This window comes from Thermodesulfobacterium geofontis OPF15 (assembly GCF_000215975.1).
Taxonomy (GTDB): domain Bacteria; phylum Desulfobacterota; class Thermodesulfobacteria; order Thermodesulfobacteriales; family Thermodesulfobacteriaceae; genus Thermodesulfobacterium; species Thermodesulfobacterium geofontis.
Genome location: NC_015682.1, coordinates 277513 through 297796, shown reverse-complemented (window position 1 = coordinate 297796; position 20284 = coordinate 277513). Strand labels below are relative to the sequence as shown.

Genomic DNA, 20284 nt, shown 5'->3' with positions numbered 1-20284 from the left:
TTTACTTTAATATTTTTTAAAATTTTTGTCAAGTTAGTTTTTTTTCTTAAAATCTTGAGGTAATAGGAGGTATGGCAAGTCTTCTAATATGGGTTTCTCTTTCTCTCCAATCTTTAAGTGCCTTAACCCAAAGATCTAAATAAATCTTTTTTCCAAGTAAAAATTCAAGCTCCTCTCTTGCTAAGGTTCCTATTTTTTTAAGCATTTTTCCACCCTTACCAATGATAATCCCTTTTTGAGAATCTCTTTCAATAAATATAGTTGCCTGGATATATAAAAGATTTTTTTCAGGTTCTTCTCTTATTTCTTCCACTTTAACAGCAGATGAATAAGGTACTTCTTGATAGGTAAGTAAAAAAATTTTTTCACGGATTATTTCTGCAATAAGTAAATCTAATGGTAAATCTGTAACTCTTTCTGGTTCATAATAAAAGGGACCTTCTGGTAAAAGCTTTACAAGTTCATCAAGCAATCTATCAAGCCCATCATTTTTTAAAGCTGAAATAGGAACAATAGCTTTAAAATCATAAAGTTTTGAAAAATAGTCTATAATAGGGAGAAGTTCTTGCTTTTTGATAAGATCTATTTTATTTAAAGCTAAAATAGTGGGTTTATTAGCTTCTCTAATTAAATCTAAAATTTTTTCTTCTTCAGGAATGCGATGAGTAACATCCATCACCCAGAGAATAATATCTATGTCTTGCAAAACACTTAGAGCTTCTTTTACCATCATTTGATTGAAAAGATCTTTTGCCTCATGAATACCAGGGGTATCAACAAAAATAATCTGAAAATTGTCTCTGGTTAAAATACCTTTTATATTAAATCTTGTAGTTTGAGGTTTTGGGCTTACTATGGAAACCTTAGTTCCTAAAAGTTGATTTAAAAGAGTTGATTTACCAACATTAGGAAGACCAATAATTCCTACAAAACCAGATTTAGTAGTTTTTAAATTATTTTTTTCCATCATACCCTACCTTTTTTGTCAGTAATTTTAAAGCCTTTTTAGCTGCTAAAAGTTCTGCTTCTTTTTTAGAAGCTCCTTTAGCTTTAGTGATTATTTCTCCATTTAGTTTAATTCCTATTTCAAATTTTGGATTATGAGAAGGCCCTGAGACAGATAAAATTTCATACTCTGGGGTTTTATGATAAAATTTTTGAGCTAATTCCTGAAGTTGAGTTTTATAATCTTTTATTTTCTTTTGGCGAAATTTAACAAAATAAGGTGAAAACCAAATTTTAATCTTTTCAAAGGTAGTAGAAAAACCCCCTTCTAAAAATATGGCTCCTATAAGGGCTTCCATAGCTCTTGCACAAATATTTTCTTTACTTTTTTTATCAAGTTTTTCTTCTCTTTTACCAAGATAAATATAATCACAAAGATTTAATTTTTTAGAAATCTTTATTAAAGTATTTTTGCAGACAAGATAGGCTCTTTTTTGAGTAAGAGCCCCTTCTCTATCTTCTTTAAATTTTTGAAAAAGCAAAAGGGAAATGCATAAATTTAAAACCGAATCCCCTAAAAATTCAAGTCTTTCATTATCTTCCCAATTAATATCTTTATGGCTTATTTTGTAGGATTTATGAGTTAATGCACTTTTTAAAAGATCTTTGTTTTTAAATTTAAAATTGAGAGCCCTTTCTAAATCTTCCAGATTTTTTTCCATTATTTAGCAACAAGAAAGGCTGACTTAAATTTTCCTCTCTTAAGCTCTTCAGCTAATTTTAATGCGGAATTGAGATCATTGGAAAGATAAACTTGGACTCTATAAAAGATAGTATTATCTTTCTGGAAAGTTTCTATATTTACTTTTTCAAATTCTTTTTCAAGTTCTAATTTTAATTTTAAGGCGTTTTGATAACATTTAAAAGCTCCTACTTGAAGATAAAATTCTCTAAATTTTATATTAGGAATATTTTTATAGGCTATTCCTCCATCTGTAAGTATTCCTTCACTTAAAGCTATTACCTTTACTTTAGCAAGGCCTTTTCCTATTATTCCTAATTCTTTTGCTGCTGCATAACTTAAATCTATACATCTATCTTCTACAAAGGGACCTCTATCATTTATTCTTACAACTACTTCTTTATTATTTTCTAAATTTTTAACCAACACATAAGTTCCCAAGGGTAAAATTTTGTGAGCTGCAGTAAAATCATGCATATCATAAATTTCTCCACTGGAACTTTGATTTTGATGAAAACCGGGCCCATACCAAGAAGCTATACATACTTCTTCATAACCCTCTGCTGAAGGTAAAGGAAAATAGGTCTTCCCATCTATAGTATAGGGTTTAAGCCAAGCAGGAACTATTTTTGAATAGCCTTCATAGCTATATTCTGGAGCTAATTTTGGAGGTCTTGCGCAAGAAGTTAAAGCAATTAAAACTCCAATAATATATAAAAATTTTTTCATTTTATTTTTCATTTAGTTTTTTTGCTATTTTTTTTGCAAAATAAGTAATAATCAAATCTGCTCCTGCCCTTTTGATAGAGATTAAACTTTCCCAAAGAATTTTTTCTTCATCAAGCCATCCTAATTTAGCTGCTGCCTTTATCATAGCATATTCTCCACTTACTTGATAAGCTGCTAATGGATAATTAAATTCATTTCTTAACATTTTTATGATGTCTAAATAAGGCATAGCTGGTTTTACCATTATTATATCGGCACCTTCTTCTATATCTAAAGATGCTTCTCTTAAAGCTTCCCTGCTATTTGCTGGATCCATCTGATAGGAGCGTCTGTCTCCAAATTTAGGGGCTGATTCTGCAGCTTCTCTAAAAGGACCATAGAATGCTGAACAATACTTAACTGCATAGCTCATAATAGCCACATGAGAAAAGCCTGCTTCATCAAGAGCTTCTCTTATTCTTCCTACTCTTCCATCCATCATATCAGAGGGAGCAACTATATCTGCTCCAGCTTTAGCATGAGAAACTGCGATTTTAGCAAGAACTTCCAAGGTTAAATCATTATCTACTTCTCCATTTTTTATAATTCCACAGTGTCCATGAGAAGTATATTCACAAAGACAAACATCAGTAATTACAATTAGTTCTGGGAATTTATCTTTAATTGCTCTTACTGCCTTTTGAATTATTCCGTTTTCTATATAAGCAGAAGTTCCTACTTCATCCTTTTTATTAGGTATTCCAAAAAGTAAAACTGCTTTTATTCCTAATTGAGTAGCTTCTTTTATTTCTTCTAAAGCTTTATCAATAGAAAATCTATAAACCTCTGGCATTGATCTTATTTCTTGCTTAATATTTTTTCCTTCACAAATAAAAAGAGGATAAATTAAATCATCTATAGTAAGATGAGTTTCTCTAACTAAAGATCTTATATTCTCTGTTCTTCTAAGTCTTCTGGGGCGATATTCAGGGAAAAGCATCTTTTTACCTCCTTTTATTCAAAACTTAACGCTTTCTCTAAATAATTATAAAATTTTTTAAGATCTTCTCTATAATTTTCTGTAAGATGTATCATAATAACTGGTTTTCTCTTCTCTTCTAAAGCTTTAAAATCTCCGCAGGCTTGAGCAAATTGTTGATCCCAAAAAGTATAACCCTCTCCAGGAATAATTTGTTCAGCCTTTCTTCCTCTTCTTGTAAAGATTATAAATCTTGCAAGTATAGGACCACCTTTATAAAGTTGACCAGAAGAATGTAAATATCTTGGACCAAAACCAAAAACAGTGCTACAATTTTTCTTTTCCCTTACCAAAGTTCTAAAATCTCTAAAAATCTCTTCTATTTCTGAATCAATAGGTAAATATGCTAAAAATCCTATGTAAGTCCATGGAGAAAGGTCTTTAAAAAGTTTTTTAAGTAAAGCAGTAAATTTGGGGTATTCAATTGTTACAGTCTTTTCGTAAAAAAATCCCCAATTTGTTTCTTCATCTAAATAAAATTCTATTCCAAAATCTCGTTCTTTTTTAAATTTTTCTAAAAATTCTTTAGTTTTCTGTTTCGTAAGGACTACATCAGGTTCATCAAAAGGATTAAGACTCATAAAATATCCACAAAGAGCTACAGCAAGCATCCATCTATAAACTTCTGCAAAAATTTCGTATCTATCTTCTAAGGAAATAGTTTTTACAGGAAAACCTTCTTCTCTTAATTCCATTATAAGTCTCTGATAGATTCTTTCTCTTCCTTTAAGGGTTAAATAAATAAAAGTTCTGTCAGTTCCGTAAACTGTAGGAGAACCAGGAGACTCTCCTACTATAGGAACAATCCCTGTATATTCCTTTCCTAAACTTTCTGCAACAAGCTGTTCTAACCAAAGGGTAAAAGGTCTAAGAATAGGATCACTTATGAAAGTAAGTTTGTCTTGCCCTTGAATGTATCTTTCCATTAAAAATTCTGCCAAACTTGCAGAGAGATTATATTCCCAAGGAATATCAGGCAAACAGGCTTCGTACATATTTTTAGCATAATATAGAGCTTTATTAATATCTAAACCAAGAAGACAAGCTGGTAAGAAACCAATTTCAGTAAGTGCTGCATATCTACCCCCTATAAAAGGAGGATGGTGAAAAATTTTTCTAAAATTAAGTTCCTTAGCAAGGTTTTCTAAAGGAGACCCTGGATCAGTTAAAGCTACAAAATTTTCTCCAGGATTTGATTTTAAATTTTCTAATTTTCCCCAGAAATATTTAAATTGAGAAAGAGTTTCAATGGTGGTTCCAGATTTGGAAACTATTATAAATAAAGTTTTTTCAAGAGGAAGGTTTTCTATTTGAGCAATATTTTCTGGATCATTGGTGTCAAGAACATAAAAATTGGGATACCCTTCTTTTGGTCCAAAGACTTGTGAAAGAACAAAGGGGAAAAGGGCAGAACCTCCCATACCGCACCAAACTACATTTAAAAACTCCTCCTTTATTCTTTCTGCAAAATCTTTAAGCTCATCTATTTTGGGTAAAATGTAGTTAGGTCCTTCTATCCAATCAAGTCTTTCCCTTATTTGTTTTTGAATTTCTTTATTAGAAGAAAAGATTTCTGGATTTTTCTTAAAAAGTTTCTCTAAGATTTCTTTTTTAGTTTCTTCAGAAAGATTTTTAGGTCTTTTAATTCTTCCAAGGTCTTTATAAGTTTTCTTAATAATAAAAGGCTTTTCTTGCATTAAAAACTCCTTTTAAAAATTTAATTTAATTAATAAAAGACATTTTAAAGGATTGAAAGCTTTTGTCAAGTTTTGCTAATTCTTAAACTGATATTATTTATTTTTAAGATTAATTTTATTTTTAATTTATTCTAAAAATCTAATTGAAATTTTTCAAAATTTACTATAAAATTTAAAATTTAAAAACTAAAAAGGAGGTGCAAAATGAGGAAGGGCTTCATTTTCATGTTATTCATTTTTATGTTATTTATGGTAAAAATTTCTTTGGCAACTAATGGGGATAATCTGATAGGTGTTACTCCAATTTCAAGAGGTATGGGAGGAATAGGAGTAGGGATGCCGGTAGGACCAGTTGATAGTGTATTTAGAAATCCAGCTTGGCTAAGTTATTATCCAAATTTTCATTTGAGTTTTGGTGGAATTCTTTTTATGCCCCATGTTAAAGGAAAAACAAATGTTACTCCAACAGGTCCCTTAAATCCACCTGCTTCTGAAACAAGTGATGCTAATATCTTTATTGTACCAGAAATTGGGTTGGTAAATCCTATAAATTCTAAGTTATTTTTTGGTCTTGGAGCCTACGGAGTTTCTGGTATGGGAGTTGATTATAGAAATAAAGATCCAAGATTAGCTAATATGCACACTAATTTATCTTTTATGAGATTTATTCCAGCTATAACTTATAAAATTAATGATAATTTCTCAATTTCAGGTGCAATTCATATAGCTTATGGTAGTCTTGATATGGGTGCAACTATGTGTAGTTCCCCCACAAATTGCTGGAATGCTGGAGGAGGAGCTTCTCAAGATTTTGGAATTGGTGCCCAAATAGGTTTAGCCTACAATTTTAAAGATCTCCTTTTTATAGGGTTAACCTATCAAACTCCGGTTAAAATGATTTATAAGGATGTATTTGATACTAACGGAGATAGAAATTATGAAGATTTAAAACTTACCCAACCCCAGGAAATTGCTTTGGGAATAGGGATTAAGCCTAATGAAAAATTAAAACTTGGTTTAGATCTAAGATGGATTAATTGGGAAGATGCAGAAGGATATGAGGATTTTCAATGGAAGGATCAGTGGGTTATTGCTATAGGTGGAGAATATAAGCCAATACCTAAATTAGCTTTAAGAGCAGGTTATAATTATGCTAAAACACCTATTAGAGGTGGTGCAAAAAATATTGTGAATTCTAACAATATTCCTGATTTTGAAACACCCTTTAGTGATTTTAATATAGCCTGGTTTAATTTACTTGGCTTTCCTGCTATTACTGAACATCATGTTACTTTAGGATTAGGATATCAGTTTACTAAAAACTTTGGCATTGATATAGCTTATAAATACGCTTTTAATAAAAAAGTAAAAGCTACAGATAATATGGGAAGGGGATTTATGGTTGAAGGACAAAATGAGCAAAATGCTATTTCTATAGGATTAAATTGGAAATTTTAAAATAAAAAGGGGGTGTAAGGGATGGAGGAAAGGAAGAAAAAGGTTCTTTTGATTTGTCCTGATAATACTTTGGATACTGTTTATCCTGCTCTTATTTTATCCTTACAGGCAGCAAGAGCAGGTGCAGAATCTATGGTATTTTTTACTTTTGATGGAATTAAAGTAGTTTTAAAAAATGGAATTAAAAAAGTAAAATACTATCCCAAGGGATTTTTAGGAGCTATTCCAGGGATACCTACTCTTTTTACTAAATTAATGATTAAACTTGCTGAAGAAAGAGCAGGAATCCCTTCTCCTGATTTGCTTATGGAAATGTGTCAGATAGAGGGAGTAAAATTTTATGCCTGCCTTATGACTATACAGATGATGAAGCTTAAAAAAGAAGATTTCATTGAGGGAGTAGAAATAATTGATGCAGAAGGATATATGAAACTTGCTTTAGAAGCAGATATAAACATGTTTATTTAAAAGTTGAAAAAATCTTTCTCCATATTAAATTTTAAATTGAATTTAGCGGGAGTGGCGGAATGGTAGACGCTCCGGACTTAGGATCCGGTGGGGATTTTCCCCGTGAGGGTTCAAATCCCTCCTCCCGCATTTAAATAAATTTAAAGATTAACAAATTTTAACGAAAATAGATATCTGAAATATTAGAGGATGCATAATCAGCGATATTAGATACGAAAACTTCTCTATCTTCATTTGTCATTTTTACAAATTGAACTCCAAAATAGGTATTAAAATTTTCTTTTTTTACCCATTTTATTTCACTTTCAGCTTTTATAGGATAATTCCATTTTATTACTAAATAAATATTTTCTTTTTTTCTTATAGGAAAATCTCGATCAGTTTTAAATTTTGCTCCATCTATACTTATATCTAAAATTTCTACAGGGAAAGAATATCCACTTGAAGTTGCTACTCTACCTTTTAGTCTAATTTTATATCTTGAATATCTTCTTCTATCTATCATAATTTAAGTCTAATTACTAAAAAATAAAAGTCAATAGTTATGTTTAATTTGAGTTATTTTTTAAATATTCTTGTTTTTACCAGATCAAGTTGATAGCCATAGATATGGGCTCCTGCTGAATAGGCATACATAGGTCCATTTTCTAATCCTGCTTCCATGGCTACATATTGTTTAAGTAATTCTATTCCACCAAGATTTGTAGGGAATCCTGCCCATAAATCCCAGCTTCTAAAATAAACTGAAACTGTTAAAATGAGCTTATCTTCAATAGGTATAACTTTAAAGTCTATTATTCTTAAACAAGGAGGATCAAGTTTCCCATCCTTGCCATAACAAATATCATGATCTTCAGGGGTTCCTACTTCAATAACTGCTTGATTGGTAAGAGGAGTCTCTTTAAGCATTTGAATAACTCTTTCAAGTTGAGTCCCTCCTTTGGGCATAGGATAATGAATTCTCGAAGAATAGCGATAGGTCTCATTAGGAGCAAGTTCTGGATTCATAAGATATTCAGCAAAATAATCTTGAATATATTCCAAATTTGTAGGAGAGGGAATTCCAAGATGAGGAGGAATTTCAGGAACCATATCTTCCCAGGGTCTCTCTATAAATACTACAAGAGAAGGAAGCTGATATCTTATCTGTTCTTTCTCAAAAGATCCCCTTTGAATAGGTTGAAGATAACCTCTTTCAAAGATATGATAAATTATCTGAAACCAAGCATCAGAAATAGTTTTAGCACAGATTACTAAAGGCTGTAAATTAATTTGCATATTCTTAATCTTAATATTTTTGGCTTTTTAATTTTAAAACAAATTTTAGGAAAAGGTAGTCTAAATTTAAAAGATATGTAAAATTTATTGACACAAAAAAGTTTTATGCTAATATTTGAATTAATTTAGTAAGTAAGTACTTACATTATTGATTTATGATAAAAGACAAGAAAAGAATAGGCTTTTTTATTCTTGTTGCTTTAGCTCTTTTTTTCTTAAGTTGGCTTATTTATTTTCTTTGGCATAGGTATCACTATGCGGTAACTGATGCAGTATTTGTTCAAGCTGACAATCTTATATATGTAAGTTTTCCTAAGGTTAATGGGAAACTTATTAAACTTTACAAAAATGAAGGAGATTTAGTAAAGAAAGGAGAAATTCTTGCAGAAATAGAAAGCACAGATTATGCCCTTAAAGTTGCTCAATTAGAAAAAGCTTTAAAAGAAGTGGAAAACCAACAAAGCGCCCTTGGATTTAATATTGCTAAACTTGAAAAAGAAATACCTTTAAAAGTAGATCAACTTACAAAACAAAAGGATAGATTAAAAGAAGAGGAAAGAGCTAAGTTTTATGATATAGAAAAATTAAAGGCTCGTTTAAATCAAGTAAGAAGAGATAAAGTAAGATATGAAAAACTTTATAAAGATGGATTAATCTCAGCTCATGAATTAGAGGAAATTCAAACCCAAGAAAAGGAATTGGAAAATCAAATTTCATCAGTTTCTGCCCAACTTTTGGCTATTAAAAAACAACAGGAAGAGATTGATAAAAATATAGCACTTACTTTAAATGAGAAAAATACTGTTCTTGCCTATAAGTCCTTTTTACTTTCTTTAGAAGCTAAAAAGAAAAATTTGGAAAAACAAAAAGAAGAAGCTGAAGTTTATCATACCTATACAAAACTTTATAGTCCTGTTGATGGAGTAATTGCTAAAAAATTTCATTCAGAAGGAGATGTTTTAAATCCTGGAGAACCTGTCTATGCTATAGTTGATCCTAATTCTTTTTATGTCCTTGTTTTATTAGAGGAAACAAAACTTAAAGGAGTTAAAAAGGGATGCCCAGCTAAAATAAAGCTTGATGCCTATCCAGACAAAGATTTTGAAGGAATAGTAGATGAGGTATTGCCAGCCTCTGCTGCTACCTTTGCTCTTGTTCCCAGAGATATCTCTGCTGGAGAATTTACCAAGCTTGCTCAAAGAATTTATGTAAAAATAAAAATAACTAAGGGAGATAGAAGTCTTTTAAGAGTAGGACTTGGTGGAGAAGTAGAAATTAAGAGATCTCTTTAAATAAAGATCTTTTTAAAATATGTCCCTTCCTATAGAGCAACAGCTTACAGCTTACGCTTACAAAATAGTTTCTCCTAAGGATAGAATTTTTATTACTATTTCTGTAATGATAGGTACTTTTATGGCAATTCTTGATACAACTATTGTAGATGTAGTTTTGCCTAAAATGATGGCACCTCTTGCTACAGATCTTTATGGAATCCAATGGGTTATTACAAGTTATATGATAGCTGCAGCAACTGCCCTTTTGTTTGTAGAGAATTTTTCTAAATATATTGGCTATTCCTATACCTTTATAACTGGAATGACCATCTTTGTTATTGCCAGTTTTTTTTGTGCAAGTGCTACCTCTTTAGCTCAAATGATTGTTTTTAGAAGTATTCAAGGAATAGGAGAAGCATTTATTATGGCTTGTGCTCAAACAATTCTTATGCTTGTTTATCCTCCTGAAAAAAGAGGTACAGCTCTTGGAATTTACGGACTTGGAGTAAGCTTTGCTCCAGCTTTAGGTCCTACAGTAGGAGGCTTTATTACAGAACATCTTAACTGGAGATGGATTTTTTATATAAACGTTCCTATTGGTATTTTAAACATCCTTTCATCTTTTATAGTATTGCCAAAATTTCTTGGGAAAATAAAAGTATTTCACTTTAATTTTATTAGTTATCTTTTTGTTGCTATAGCTACTATTTCTTTACTTATAATGTTATCTAAAGGGCAACAACAAGGGTGGTTTCAATCCCTTTTTATCATAAAGTGTCTTTTTATAACTCTTATTTCTTTTTCTCTATTTTTTGCAAGTGAACTTTATGCGGAAATTCATTCTAAAAATACTTTAATAAACTGGAAGATATTTAAAATTCCCGAATATAGTTTTAGTATGGGGCTTTACTTTTTTATTCTTGGGTTTGTGTTATATCAAATTTTTTATCTCCTTCCTATTTATTATGAAAACCTAAAAGGATTGACCACTTTTCAAACAGGACTTCACATGTTACCTCCTGCAATGTTAATAGGTATTTTTAGCATCACTGCTGGTATACTTTCTGATAAGATTTCACCTTTAATTATTTTGGTCATAGACTGGTTTTTCCTTTTAATAAGTACCTTTTTCATATTTCCTAAGCTCAATTATTATACCCCGGCTTATAAAGCAGTTATTTTAACTTTACCCTTAGGAATAAGTGTGGGGATTTTCTTTTCTCCTTTAACAACTTTTGCTATGAGAAATTTAGGTGAATTAACAGGTCTTGGGGTAGCACTTATGCATTATATAAGATTTTTAGGAGGCTCCTTTGGAACTGCTATTGCAACTAATCATTTGGAAAGACACACGAATGAATATTTTTTAAGAATAAATGAATTACAAAATTGGGGTTATGTAAAGCAATTTGTTTACTCTAAAATTTTCATTTTAGAAAAATTTTTTCCTTTTGAAGTTTCTCTTAAAAAGTCAAAAGCCCTTTTATATCATGTCCAATACCTTCAAGCTTTAAGTTGGAGTTTCCAAGAAACCTTTAGAAGTGTTGGATTTTGGGTTATTATAGGAGGAATCTTTTTAACTATCCTTTTAATAATTAATCTAAAACCTTATTTCAAAAATTTTATTTACAAGATTCCTGCTGATCTATAATACAAGCTCCTTGAGAAGAGTTGTTTCCTATAGGAAGATTTTCGCTTTCAATTTTAATTGGAGATTCCTCTTTTTTTATTTTTTTTATTTCGGTACTTTCAGACTTTTTATACTCCTTTTCAAAGCTTTCTTTTTCCTCTATTCTATATTTTTCTTTAAGCCAATTTTTAATATTCTCTTCGCCCTCAATTATCAAAGTTTTATCCTTTTCTTTATAAATGAGAATAGGTACATTATTATACTTTAGTAATCTTATTAAAGGTAAAGCTCCCTTAACATCATAAAGTTTCAAAGAAATATTATGCTCCTTAGCAAATTTTTTTACTTCTTCACAATGAGGGCAATCCTTTTTATAAATAAGAACTGGAGAATTAAATTCTAAAGGCTTTAAAGGAATTTTCACCAAAAAAGTAGCTAAAAAGAGAGAAAGAGAACCTAAAAAAGCTATTTTATAAATAGAGGTATTTTTAGAAATTTCATTACTTAAAAATAAAGATTTTTCCTTTAAAGGAAGTTTATAATCTAAAAGAAAACATAAAAAAATAAGGCTAGCTACAGTCAAACAATAGGAACAATATTCATTTAAAATCCATTTTTGAAAACCTATAAAATATCCTTCAACTATTACCGCTAAAGCAAGTATATAAGTTCTTAGATTTAAAAGTTGTGTTAATTTTATTTCTAAAATATCAAGAAAAGAAATTATAACTAAACAAAAAAAGAGCAAAGCCCCTATATAATTTAAAAGATTGTAGGTATCAAAAATGTGAACTAAAAAACAACCTTCACTTTGACATAAAGTTTTTTGTTGAAGGTTTAGGTAAATTTCTGAAATTATTAAAATTACTCCTGTTATGCTAAAAAGAAAGAACAGAATTTTTGTCTTTTTTGATTCTTTAGCTTTTGGAGTCATTTAATGAAAAATCTTTTCCTTTTAAAAATTTATAAGCTGATTCAAAAATTTTTATAGCGCAATAAGGTCCGCACATGGTACAGGCTTTACTTTGAGAGATTCCGCCTTCAATTCTATACCTTCTTGCCTTTTCTGGATCAATAGAAAGTTCAATCTGAGCCTCCCAGTCAAGCCTTGCTCTTGCTTTTGCCATTTCTAAATCCCATTCCCAAGCTCCCTTGATACCTTTTACAAGATCAGCTATATGAGCAGCTATTTTAGAAGCAATAAGGCCTTCTTTTACATCTTCAATTGTAGGAAGTCTCAAGTGTTCTGCTGGGGTAAGATAGCATAAAAAATCAGCTCCTGCAGCACCTGCTATAGCTCCTCCTATAGCACCTACTAAATGATCATATCCTGGAGCAATATCTGTTGGAAGCGGACCCAAAACATAAAAAGGAGCTCCGTGACAAAGTTTTTTCTCTAATTTGACATTAGCTTCGATTTGATCTAAAGGGACATGTCCTGGACCTTCAATCATTACTTGAACACCTTTATCCCAAGCTCTTAAAGTTAACTCTCCAAGTATTATTAATTCCTGAATTTGTCCTCCATCGGTTGCATCAGCAATACAACCAGGTCTTATACCATCACCTAAGGAAAGAGTAATATCATAATTATATGCAATTTCAAGAAGTTCATCAAAATATTCATAGAGGGGATTTTCTTTATTATTATAAATCATCCATTCTGCAATAAAAGAGCCTCCTCTTGAAACTATCCCAAGTATTCGTTCTTTATTTTTAAGTCTTTCTAAGCTTTGTTTAGTAACTCCACAATGGACTGTCATAAAATCTATGCCATCTTCAGCTTGTTTTTCTATTACTTTAAAAATTTCAGAAACTGTCATTTCCACAATAGATTTATGATGTTTTTCAACTGCCTCAATAGCTGCCTGATAAATGGGAACAGTTCCAAGAGGAACAGGACAATTTTCTCTGATAAGTTTTCTTATTTCGTCAAGCTCTCCACCTGTAGAAAGATCCATTACAGTATCTGTTCCATATTTTATTGCTATTTCAAGCTTTTTTAATTCTTCTTCTACTGATAGCCTATCCTTAGAAGTTCCTATATTAACATTTACTTTAGTTCTTAGCCCTTTCCCAATAGCACAAGGTTTTGTAACTTTATTTTTTTTATTTTTACAAATTACTATATGTCCCTTAGCTATTCCTTCTCTTATATATTCTGCCTCTACTCCTTCAGCTTCTGCACAAGCTTTCATTTCTTCTGTAATTATACCCTTTTCCGCAAGTCTCTTTAGAGTGCACATAATTTAAAATTGACCTCCTTTGCAAAATTTTTCACAAAAACTAATCATTTAAATTAAAAATTATACCCTAAAATTAAAAATTTTCCCCATAAAAAAGAAAAAATTCACTATTTGGAAAATTATTGATAAACTTCTAAACAGATTTGATCCTTTTGATGAAGTTCCTTGAAATAAACTGAAACATATTCGTTAAAATTAATATTTTTAATTCTAAGTCCTACATAATTTGGTTCTATAGGAAATTCTCTACCCCCTCTATCCACTAAAACTGCAAGTTCTATTTTTTTAGGACGACCTATATCTATAAGAGCATCCATAGCTGCTCTAACAGTTCTTCCAGTATATATAACATCATCGACTAAAATAATATTAAGATCCTCTATAGAAAAGGGTATTTCAGTTTTCTTAACCTTAGGATAATTGGTAATTCTCGTCCAATCATCTCTATATAAAGTTATATCAAGATATCCTATAGGTATTTCAACCCCTGTTTTTTGAAAAAGTATTTCTCTTAATCTATTAGCAAAAGGGGCACCCCCTGTTTGAATACCAATTAAAGATACCTTATCTAAAATAGGATGTTTTTTTAATATTTGTTCAGCAACCTTTTCAATAAGTTTTTTAATTCTTTTAGGACCTGCTATTACCTTTTTAATTTTTTGAGTTAAAATTTGATTATCCATAATGTTTGCATATAACCACAGTTTAAAAAAATTGCAAGAGTAAAAATATGATAAAGGAAGTAACTTATAGAGTTCTTTATGGAGACACTGATTGTGGAGAGGTTATGTATTATGGAAATTATCTTCGTCTTTTTGAAATAGGAAGAGCTGAATTAATCCGTTCAGCAGGTATAAGTTATAAGGAAATAGAAGAAAAAAAAGGTATTATTTTACCTGTAGTTGAAAGTTTCATTAGATATAAGGCTCCAGCTAAATATGATGATCTTTTAATTATAAGAACTGCTATAAAAGAATTGAAAACCTATAAAGTGGTATTTGAATACAAAATCTTTAAAAATGAAAATCTTATTACTGAGGGATATACTGTTCATGTGCCTATTAACAAAGAAGGCAAAATCGTAAAATTTCCTAAGGATATTTATCAAATATTATATTCTCTTTTAGAAAAGTAATTCCTTAAAGGAACTTTATGGAAATAGGAATTGTTGGACTCCCCAATGTTGGTAAGTCAACTATTTTTAATGCATTAATTCAAGCTAATAAAGCAGAGGTTGCTAATTATCCTTTTTGTACCATTGAGCCAAATGTGGGAATAGTTAATGTTCCTGATGAAAGATTATATAAGATTTATGAGCTTGAAAAAAGTAAAATGGTAACTCCAGCAACTATAAAATTTATTGATATAGCTGGACTGGTTAAAGGTGCAAGTAAAGGTGAAGGGTTGGGGAATCAATTTCTTTCTTATATAAGACAAGTTTCTGCTATTGCTCATGTAATAAGATGTTTTGAAGATGAAAAAATTTCTCATGTGGAAGGTTATATAAATCCTATAAGAGATGTAGAAATAGTGGAAATAGAACTTATAATGGCAGATCTTAAAACTTTAGAAAAAAGGTTAGAAAAAACCAAAAAACTTATAAAAACTGATACAAAAACTGCTAAAGCTGAGCTTGAAACTTTAATAAAAGCAAAAAATATACTTGAGGAACTTAAACCTTTAAGAGAAAACCTAAAACTCTTTGATAATTCTGAAATAAATTTTTTAGAAAAGGAACTGTTTTTACTTACTATAAAGCCCATGATGTATATTGCTAATATTTCCGAGAAAGATCTTCCAGAAGGGGAAAATAATCCTTCAATAATTAAACTTAAAGAATTCGCTTTAAAAAAGGAAATTCCTATTATAATTCTTTGCGGAAAAATCGAGCAGGAATTGATAGAACTTCCTAAGGAAGAAAGAAAGGATTTTATGGAGGCGCTTAATTTAAGAGAGTCTGGTCTTGATAAAATAATTAAGGTTGGTTACAAAATACTAAATCTGATAACTTTTTTTACTACAAATCCTAAAGAAACAAGGGCTTGGACAATAAAAAAGGGAACAAAAGCTTTAAAAGCTGCAGGGAAAATACATTCTGATATGGAAAGAGGTTTTATTGCAGCCGAAGTCATTAATTATGAAGATTATATTAAAATAGGTTCTCTTCACAAAGCAAAAGAATTGGGATTAATAAAAATAGAAGGAAAGGATTACGAAATAAAGGATGGAGATATAGTTTATTTTAGATTTAACGTATAAAAATTAAAAAAAATGTTAAAAAATTAAAAAAATTGTCTTGAATTTCTATTATTTAAACTGTATAATTCTTTAAAAAGCTTATTGGATAATTTTACATGTTAAAAGAACTTTTTCATTTGTTTACTCCTTATGAATGGATCATTACCAATAGGCTTGGAGGTTATGCTTTAGGAAATGCTTTTTTAGCTAATTCAAGAAAGTATCATGGATTACTTATTGCTGGGAGAAAAAAAGGTGAGAGAATTCATTTAGTAAGTTCTGTAGAAGAAAAGGTTACCTTTCTTTCAGGATTAACTTATTTTCTTGATACAAACTTTTATAGAGATATTACTTATCCAGAGGGATATAAGCTAATAAAAGAATTTTTCTATCTTCCCTATCCCTCTTTTTATTTTGCTTGTCCCCAAAGTAAAGATTTTTTTCTTAAAAAATCTATAAAAATGCATAAAGAAAAAAATTTAGTCCTTATAACTTATCAAAATATAAGCACCTATCCCTTTAAGCTTGAAATAAGACCAAAATTTTCTTTTAGAAATCATCATACTGTCCAATTTGAAAAGGACTGGAAAGAAGCTGATGTGGAAATAAATATTTTTGAAAAGGAAGCTTTTGTCTCAAAAAATGAATTCGCGCTTTTTATTTATCTTTCTAAAGGAAAAATTTTTAAAGATCCCATTTTTTATTATCATGTTTATTATCCTATAGAGGAGATAAGAGGTTATGAAGCAACAGAAGATCTTTTTTCTCCTTTTAAAATAGAAGTTGATCTTAATCCTGCAGAAAAATTTTATTTAATTTTTAGTGATATCCCTGTAAAAGATATAAATAAAGAAATTGAGCTTATAGAGAGCTATTATAGAAATTATCCTGAACTTGATCTGAATAAAAAATCTTTTTCCCAGGAAGAATATTTTAAAATTTTAGACCTTATGGTTGAGAGTTTTTTATTGGAGGATGATATTGTTGCAGGATTTCCTTGGTTTTATTGTTGGGGAAGAGATACCTTTATAGGACTTCCTGCGATTTTTTACTTAGAAAAGGGATTTGAAAAAGCCTATACTATATTTATTAAATATAAAAATCTAATGAAAAATGGGCTTATCCCTAATGTGGTAACTGATTTCTCAGAAATAAACTATAATTCCATTGATGGAACTTTATGGTTTGGGCTACGTATTTTTCAATTTATAGAATTTTTTAAAGATAAAATTTCTGAAAAACAGAAAAATGAATTACTTCAAGCTATCAAAGAAATTATAACTCAGTTTTTAACTAATTCTTTTTTACCCTTTAGAATTGATCCTGAAGATGGATTTATTGAAATACCAGATAATATCAATTTAGCTTTAACTTGGATGGATGTAGTTATTGATGGGATTCCTATTACTCCAAGATATGGTAAACCAATTGAGATTTCAGCTTTATGGTATAATTTGCTTAAGTTTTCTTCTAAATATTTGGAAGAACCTTTTATAAAAAAATATAATATAAACTCTTTAATAAGAAAACAGAAGAAAAGCTTTGCTAAGTATTTTAATGGAGAACTTTGGGCTGATAGAATTTACAAAAAGGAACCTATTTTCGAGATCCGTCCTAATTATATCATAGCTTTAAGTTTGCCGTATGATATAGCTGATAAAACTTCTATGACAAAAGGGTTAGAGCTTGCTAAAAAAGAACTTCTTACTTCCTATGGATTAAGAAGTCTTTCCCCAAGGCATCCTAATTTTAGAAAGAACTACTTTGGAAGTCAATATTTAAGAGATCTTGCTTATCATAATGGAACGGTTTGGGTATGGCTTCTTTATCCCTATGCTGAAGTTTTGAAAAAAGTTTACAAAAATAAAAAAATTCTTAAAGAAGAACTCAATAAGCTGGTAAAACCTTTTAGAGATATGATTATATCTGGTAAAATAGCAAGTATCCCTGAATTATATGATGGAGAAAATCCCTATTATCCAAAGGGAGCTCATGCTCAATTTTGGTCAGTGGCTTCTATTTATCTTATAGAAAAAGGCTTACAAACTTTAAAAGGAGTTATAATATGAAGGTATTAATGCTTACTTGGGAATATCCTCCTTTTATAGTAGGGGGACTTGGTATAGCATGTTATGGACTTTTTAAAGCCCTTGCTGAAAAGGGAATAAAAATTTATATGATCTTACCAACTCAAGAAAAAGTTTTTTTTGAAATTTCTTCCTCCTGGGAAGCTGATTATCCAACTGCAAAAAAATGGGATAAAAAACAATTTGAACCAATTCCTTTAAGTTTTTATGAATTTCATTATTTAGAACCAAAAGGAGCCTATTTATCTCCTCATTTAATTTCGATTACTAAAAGATGGGAACCTCCTCAATTAAAGACCCAAATATTTTATGAAATTCCAAATGAAGTGTTGGAAAGATTAGAAACTCTTTTATCTCAAGATAATTCTCTAATTTCAAAGGTAGGTACTTATACAGAAAATGTATTAGAAATTAGTAAAGCCCTTGATTTTAATTTAATACACGCCCATGATTGGCTTACTTATCCTGCAGGCTTATTTTTAAAAAAACTATATAATGTCCCTTTAGTAACTCATATTCATGCCACTGAATTTGATAGAGCACTTGGATTTGGACATCCCATTATTCATGAAATAGAATATTTAGGTCTTAATTTTTCAGATAGGGTGGTAGCAGTATCAAAATATACCTCAAATCTTATAAAAGAGCATTATAAAGTTCCTGAAGAAAAAATAAGGGTTATCTATAATGCCTTTTCACCTCCTTCCAAACCACCTGAAAAGATCAAAAAATTTAAAGAACCGGTTATTTTATTTTTGGGGAGACTCACCATTCAAAAGGGACCTGGGATTTTCTTAGAATTTGCCAAAAAAATAATAAATACTTATGGCAAAAAAGTAAGATTTTTGATAGCTGGTGCAGGGGAAATGGAAAGGCATTTAATGTTAGAGGCTGCAAGTCTTGGAATAGGAACTCAAATTATGTTTACAGGTTTTCTTACTCGACAGGAGGTTGAAACAGCTTTAAGTATGAGTGATGTTGTAGTTATGCCTTCTCCTTCTGAACCATTTGGTCTTGTTGCACTTGAGGCTATGTCTCATGGATGTGCTTTAATTGTTTCTAAACAATCTGGAGTTTCTGAAATTATAGAAAATGCTTATAAAGTTGATTTTTGGGATATAAATAAAATGGTAGAGATAGTAATAGATTTGCTTGAAAATCCTGAAAAACTGGCTGAAATTCAAGAAAAAGCCCAAATAGAAGTTCAAAAATTTAAGTGGGAAGATCGTGCTGAAGAGGTAATTAATATATATAGAGAGCTCGTATATAATATATGCTTTATGTAATTTTTTATTTTCAAGTTCATCAACCTTTTAGAATAAATAAATACAAAGTTTTTGATATAAAAGAAAAAGTTGATTATTTTGATGAAGATTTAAACAAATATATATTTAATAAGGTTTCTGAAAGATGTTATCTTCCTGCTAATAAACTTTTTAAAAACCTAATTGAAAGCTCAGATGGACGGTTTAAGATCTCCTTTAGTATTACAGGAACTTTTGTAGAACAGGCTAAAAGATATCGTCCCGATGTTTTTGAATCCTTTTTAGATCTTGTTAAAACTGGAGGAGTTGAATTATTAAATGAAACCTATTATCATTCTCTTTCCTCTGTTTTTGATTTAAATGAATTTTTGGAGCAAGTAGCTGAACATGAAGAGCTTATAAAAAAAGAATTTGGTTTTATTCCTACAGTTTTTAGAAATACCGAGCTAATTTATTTTGATAAACTTTCCGATATTCTTTTAAGTCTTCCTCACATTAAAACTATTTTGATTGAGGGAGCTGATAAAATATTAAAAGGAGATTCTCCTTTATATCCAAGAATTTCTTATAATCATGCTCATCTTCTTCTTTTAAAACATTATAGGCTTTCAGATGATATTGCCTTTAGATTTAGTGATAAATCTTGGGAAGAATACCCTCTAACAGCTGAAAAATATGTCTCTTGGATAAAAGATTTAACTCTTATTGAAAAAGGAGGTAAAAATCTATATCTAAATCTATTTATGGATTATGAAACCTTTGGAGAACATCAGTGGAAAGAAAGTGGGATTTTTGAATTTATAAAAAGCGTGGTAGAATTGTTGTTAAAAGAAAGGGGTATAGCTTTTCTTTTACCATCAGAAGTGAGTCATACTTTAAATTATAAACCTAAAACTATATCTGTCCCTGAACCAACCTCTTGGGCAGATATAGAAAGGGATTTATCTGCTTGGTTATCTAATTCTTTACAATGGAATGCTATGAAAACCTGTTATGAATTGTTAAAAATAGCTAAAGAAAAAAGGAAAAAAGATTTAATATCTATTCTTAAAAAACTTACTACATCTGATCATTTCTATTATATGTGTATTAAATATTTTCAGGATGGGGATGTGCATAAATATTTTTCTCCCTATTCTTCCCCTGAAGAAGTTTATAGGTATTATATGAGTATATTAAGTGATATAGAAAATAGATTAGAGGAGTAAA

At 30.0% G+C, this 20284-nt stretch carries 19 protein-coding genes and 1 tRNA gene; 10 read left to right on the top strand and 10 right to left on the bottom strand.

Features of this window, described 5'->3' with window-relative positions; genetic code table 11:
- Positions 1–46 precede the first annotated feature (46 nt).
- The 5 genes from era to TOPB45_RS01545 are packed head-to-tail and all read right to left on the bottom strand — an operon-like array spanning position 47 to position 5131.
- Entirely contained in the window at positions 47–967 is a 921-nt protein-coding gene (era, locus tag TOPB45_RS01565) for a GTPase Era (RefSeq protein WP_013909112.1), read from the bottom strand.
- The gene (gene rnc / locus TOPB45_RS01560; RefSeq protein ID WP_013909111.1) at positions 954–1667 is read right to left on the bottom strand and encodes a ribonuclease III; all 714 of its coding nucleotides are present in this window, start codon (positions 1665–1667) and stop codon (positions 954–956) included. Before rnc ends, era begins: the two co-directional genes overlap by 14 nt.
- Complete coding sequence (locus tag TOPB45_RS08945; RefSeq protein ID WP_041430442.1) at positions 1667–2416, bottom strand: septal ring lytic transglycosylase RlpA family protein; 750 nt, start codon at positions 2414–2416, stop codon at positions 1667–1669. The genes rnc and TOPB45_RS08945 overlap by 1 nt, the downstream gene beginning before the upstream one ends.
- 1 nt (position 2417) lies before the next feature.
- Entirely contained in the window at positions 2418–3395 is a 978-nt protein-coding gene (hemB, locus tag TOPB45_RS01550; RefSeq protein ID WP_013909109.1) for a porphobilinogen synthase, read from the bottom strand.
- A 14-nt stretch (positions 3396–3409) separates the two neighbouring features.
- A complete protein-coding gene (locus TOPB45_RS01545; RefSeq protein WP_013909108.1) occupies positions 3410–5131 on the bottom strand; it encodes a phosphoglucose isomerase in 1722 nt (573 codons plus the stop codon).
- Between the two features lie 204 nt (positions 5132–5335).
- Between TOPB45_RS01545 and TOPB45_RS01540 the strand changes: the two genes are divergently transcribed.
- The 3 genes from TOPB45_RS01540 (at position 5336) to TOPB45_RS01530 (ending at position 7186) form a co-directional block, all read left to right on the top strand.
- Positions 5336–6589 carry an OmpP1/FadL family transporter gene (locus TOPB45_RS01540; RefSeq protein ID WP_013909107.1) on the top strand — a complete coding sequence of 418 codons (1254 nt, stop codon included), beginning with the start codon at positions 5336–5338 and terminating at the stop codon, positions 6587–6589.
- A 21-nt stretch (positions 6590–6610) separates the two neighbouring features.
- The gene (locus tag TOPB45_RS01535) at positions 6611–7057 is read left to right on the top strand and encodes a DsrE/DsrF/DrsH-like family protein (RefSeq protein WP_013909106.1); all 447 of its coding nucleotides are present in this window, start codon (positions 6611–6613) and stop codon (positions 7055–7057) included.
- A gap of 45 nt (positions 7058–7102) precedes the next feature.
- Positions 7103–7186 (top strand) — tRNA-Leu (locus TOPB45_RS01530).
- A 28-nt stretch (positions 7187–7214) separates the two neighbouring features.
- Here TOPB45_RS01530 and TOPB45_RS01525 read toward each other — a convergent pair.
- Both TOPB45_RS01525 and TOPB45_RS01520 read right to left on the bottom strand, forming a co-directional pair.
- On the bottom strand, positions 7215–7562 hold the full coding sequence (locus TOPB45_RS01525) for a PilZ domain-containing protein (RefSeq protein ID WP_013909105.1): 348 nt from the start codon (positions 7560–7562) through the stop codon (positions 7215–7217).
- A gap of 53 nt (positions 7563–7615) precedes the next feature.
- The gene (locus TOPB45_RS01520; protein WP_013909104.1) at positions 7616–8335 is read right to left on the bottom strand and encodes a thymidylate synthase; all 720 of its coding nucleotides are present in this window, start codon (positions 8333–8335) and stop codon (positions 7616–7618) included.
- A gap of 155 nt (positions 8336–8490) precedes the next feature.
- Between TOPB45_RS01520 and TOPB45_RS01515 the strand changes: the two genes are divergently transcribed.
- Both TOPB45_RS01515 and TOPB45_RS01510 read left to right on the top strand, forming a co-directional pair.
- Entirely contained in the window at positions 8491–9627 is a 1137-nt protein-coding gene (locus tag TOPB45_RS01515) for an HlyD family secretion protein (RefSeq protein ID WP_013909103.1), read from the top strand.
- Between the two features lie 19 nt (positions 9628–9646).
- The gene (locus TOPB45_RS01510) at positions 9647–11260 is read left to right on the top strand and encodes a DHA2 family efflux MFS transporter permease subunit (RefSeq protein WP_013909102.1); all 1614 of its coding nucleotides are present in this window, start codon (positions 9647–9649) and stop codon (positions 11258–11260) included.
- On the opposite strand, the gene TOPB45_RS01505 is transcribed toward TOPB45_RS01510, so the two are convergent.
- The 3 genes from TOPB45_RS01505 to pyrR all read right to left on the bottom strand — a co-directional run bounded on the left by TOPB45_RS01505 (position 11232) and on the right by pyrR (position 14168).
- On the bottom strand, positions 11232–12173 hold the full coding sequence (locus TOPB45_RS01505; protein ID WP_013909101.1) for a vitamin K epoxide reductase family protein: 942 nt from the start codon (positions 12171–12173) through the stop codon (positions 11232–11234). The genes TOPB45_RS01510 and TOPB45_RS01505 overlap by 29 nt on opposite strands.
- Entirely contained in the window at positions 12157–13488 is a 1332-nt protein-coding gene (gene thiC, locus TOPB45_RS01500; RefSeq protein WP_408033203.1) for a phosphomethylpyrimidine synthase ThiC, read from the bottom strand. The genes TOPB45_RS01505 and thiC overlap by 17 nt, the downstream gene beginning before the upstream one ends.
- Positions 13489–13604: 116 nt before the next feature.
- Positions 13605–14168 (bottom strand): bifunctional pyr operon transcriptional regulator/uracil phosphoribosyltransferase PyrR, encoded by a 564-nt coding sequence (pyrR, locus tag TOPB45_RS01495; protein WP_013909099.1) that lies wholly within the window; start codon positions 14166–14168, stop codon positions 13605–13607.
- Positions 14169–14215: 47 nt separating this feature from the next.
- Between pyrR and TOPB45_RS01490 the strand changes: the two genes are divergently transcribed.
- The 5 genes from TOPB45_RS01490 (at position 14216) to TOPB45_RS01470 (ending at position 20283) form a co-directional block, all read left to right on the top strand.
- Complete coding sequence (locus TOPB45_RS01490; RefSeq protein WP_013909098.1) at positions 14216–14620, top strand: acyl-CoA thioesterase; 405 nt, start codon at positions 14216–14218, stop codon at positions 14618–14620.
- A 17-nt stretch (positions 14621–14637) separates the two neighbouring features.
- Complete coding sequence (gene ychF, locus TOPB45_RS01485) at positions 14638–15744, top strand: redox-regulated ATPase YchF (RefSeq protein WP_013909097.1); 1107 nt, start codon at positions 14638–14640, stop codon at positions 15742–15744.
- Positions 15745–15839: 95 nt separating this feature from the next.
- Positions 15840–17792 carry an amylo-alpha-1,6-glucosidase gene (locus tag TOPB45_RS01480; RefSeq protein WP_013909096.1) on the top strand — a complete coding sequence of 651 codons (1953 nt, stop codon included), beginning with the start codon at positions 15840–15842 and terminating at the stop codon, positions 17790–17792.
- The gene (locus tag TOPB45_RS01475) at positions 17789–19096 is read left to right on the top strand and encodes a glycosyltransferase family 4 protein (RefSeq protein ID WP_013909095.1); all 1308 of its coding nucleotides are present in this window, start codon (positions 17789–17791) and stop codon (positions 19094–19096) included. Before TOPB45_RS01480 ends, TOPB45_RS01475 begins: the two co-directional genes overlap by 4 nt.
- The gene (locus tag TOPB45_RS01470; RefSeq protein ID WP_013909094.1) at positions 19084–20283 is read left to right on the top strand and encodes a glycoside hydrolase family 57 protein; all 1200 of its coding nucleotides are present in this window, start codon (positions 19084–19086) and stop codon (positions 20281–20283) included. Before TOPB45_RS01475 ends, TOPB45_RS01470 begins: the two co-directional genes overlap by 13 nt.
- Position 20284: the final 1 nt, after the last annotated feature.

Bases quoted from the DNA above. Each gene is read 5' to 3' on its own strand.
- era (WP_013909112.1), bottom strand. From the start codon at position 967: ATGGAAAAAAATAATTTAAAAACTACTAAATCTGGTTTTGTAGGAATT.
- rnc (WP_013909111.1), bottom strand. From the start codon at position 1,667: ATGGAAAAAAATCTGGAAGATTTAGAAAGGGCTCTCAATTTTAAATTT.
- TOPB45_RS08945 (WP_041430442.1), bottom strand. From the start codon at position 2,416: ATGAAAAAATTTTTATATATTATTGGAGTTTTAATTGCTTTAACTTCT.
- hemB (WP_013909109.1), bottom strand. From the start codon at position 3,395: ATGCTTTTCCCTGAATATCGCCCCAGAAGACTTAGAAGAACAGAGAAT.
- TOPB45_RS01545 (WP_013909108.1), bottom strand. From the start codon at position 5,131: ATGCAAGAAAAGCCTTTTATTATTAAGAAAACTTATAAAGACCTTGGA.
- TOPB45_RS01540 (WP_013909107.1), top strand. From the start codon at position 5,336: ATGAGGAAGGGCTTCATTTTCATGTTATTCATTTTTATGTTATTTATG.
- TOPB45_RS01535 (WP_013909106.1), top strand. From the start codon at position 6,611: ATGGAGGAAAGGAAGAAAAAGGTTCTTTTGATTTGTCCTGATAATACT.
- TOPB45_RS01525 (WP_013909105.1), bottom strand. From the start codon at position 7,562: ATGATAGATAGAAGAAGATATTCAAGATATAAAATTAGACTAAAAGGT.
- TOPB45_RS01520 (WP_013909104.1), bottom strand. From the start codon at position 8,335: ATGCAAATTAATTTACAGCCTTTAGTAATCTGTGCTAAAACTATTTCT.
- TOPB45_RS01515 (WP_013909103.1), top strand. From the start codon at position 8,491: ATGATAAAAGACAAGAAAAGAATAGGCTTTTTTATTCTTGTTGCTTTA.
- TOPB45_RS01510 (WP_013909102.1), top strand. From the start codon at position 9,647: ATGTCCCTTCCTATAGAGCAACAGCTTACAGCTTACGCTTACAAAATA.
- TOPB45_RS01505 (WP_013909101.1), bottom strand. From the start codon at position 12,173: ATGACTCCAAAAGCTAAAGAATCAAAAAAGACAAAAATTCTGTTCTTT.
- pyrR (WP_013909099.1), bottom strand. From the start codon at position 14,168: ATGGATAATCAAATTTTAACTCAAAAAATTAAAAAGGTAATAGCAGGT.
- TOPB45_RS01490 (WP_013909098.1), top strand. From the start codon at position 14,216: ATGATAAAGGAAGTAACTTATAGAGTTCTTTATGGAGACACTGATTGT.
- ychF (WP_013909097.1), top strand. From the start codon at position 14,638: ATGGAAATAGGAATTGTTGGACTCCCCAATGTTGGTAAGTCAACTATT.
- TOPB45_RS01480 (WP_013909096.1), top strand. From the start codon at position 15,840: ATGTTAAAAGAACTTTTTCATTTGTTTACTCCTTATGAATGGATCATT.
- TOPB45_RS01475 (WP_013909095.1), top strand. From the start codon at position 17,789: ATGAAGGTATTAATGCTTACTTGGGAATATCCTCCTTTTATAGTAGGG.
- TOPB45_RS01470 (WP_013909094.1), top strand. From the start codon at position 19,084: ATGCTTTATGTAATTTTTTATTTTCAAGTTCATCAACCTTTTAGAATA.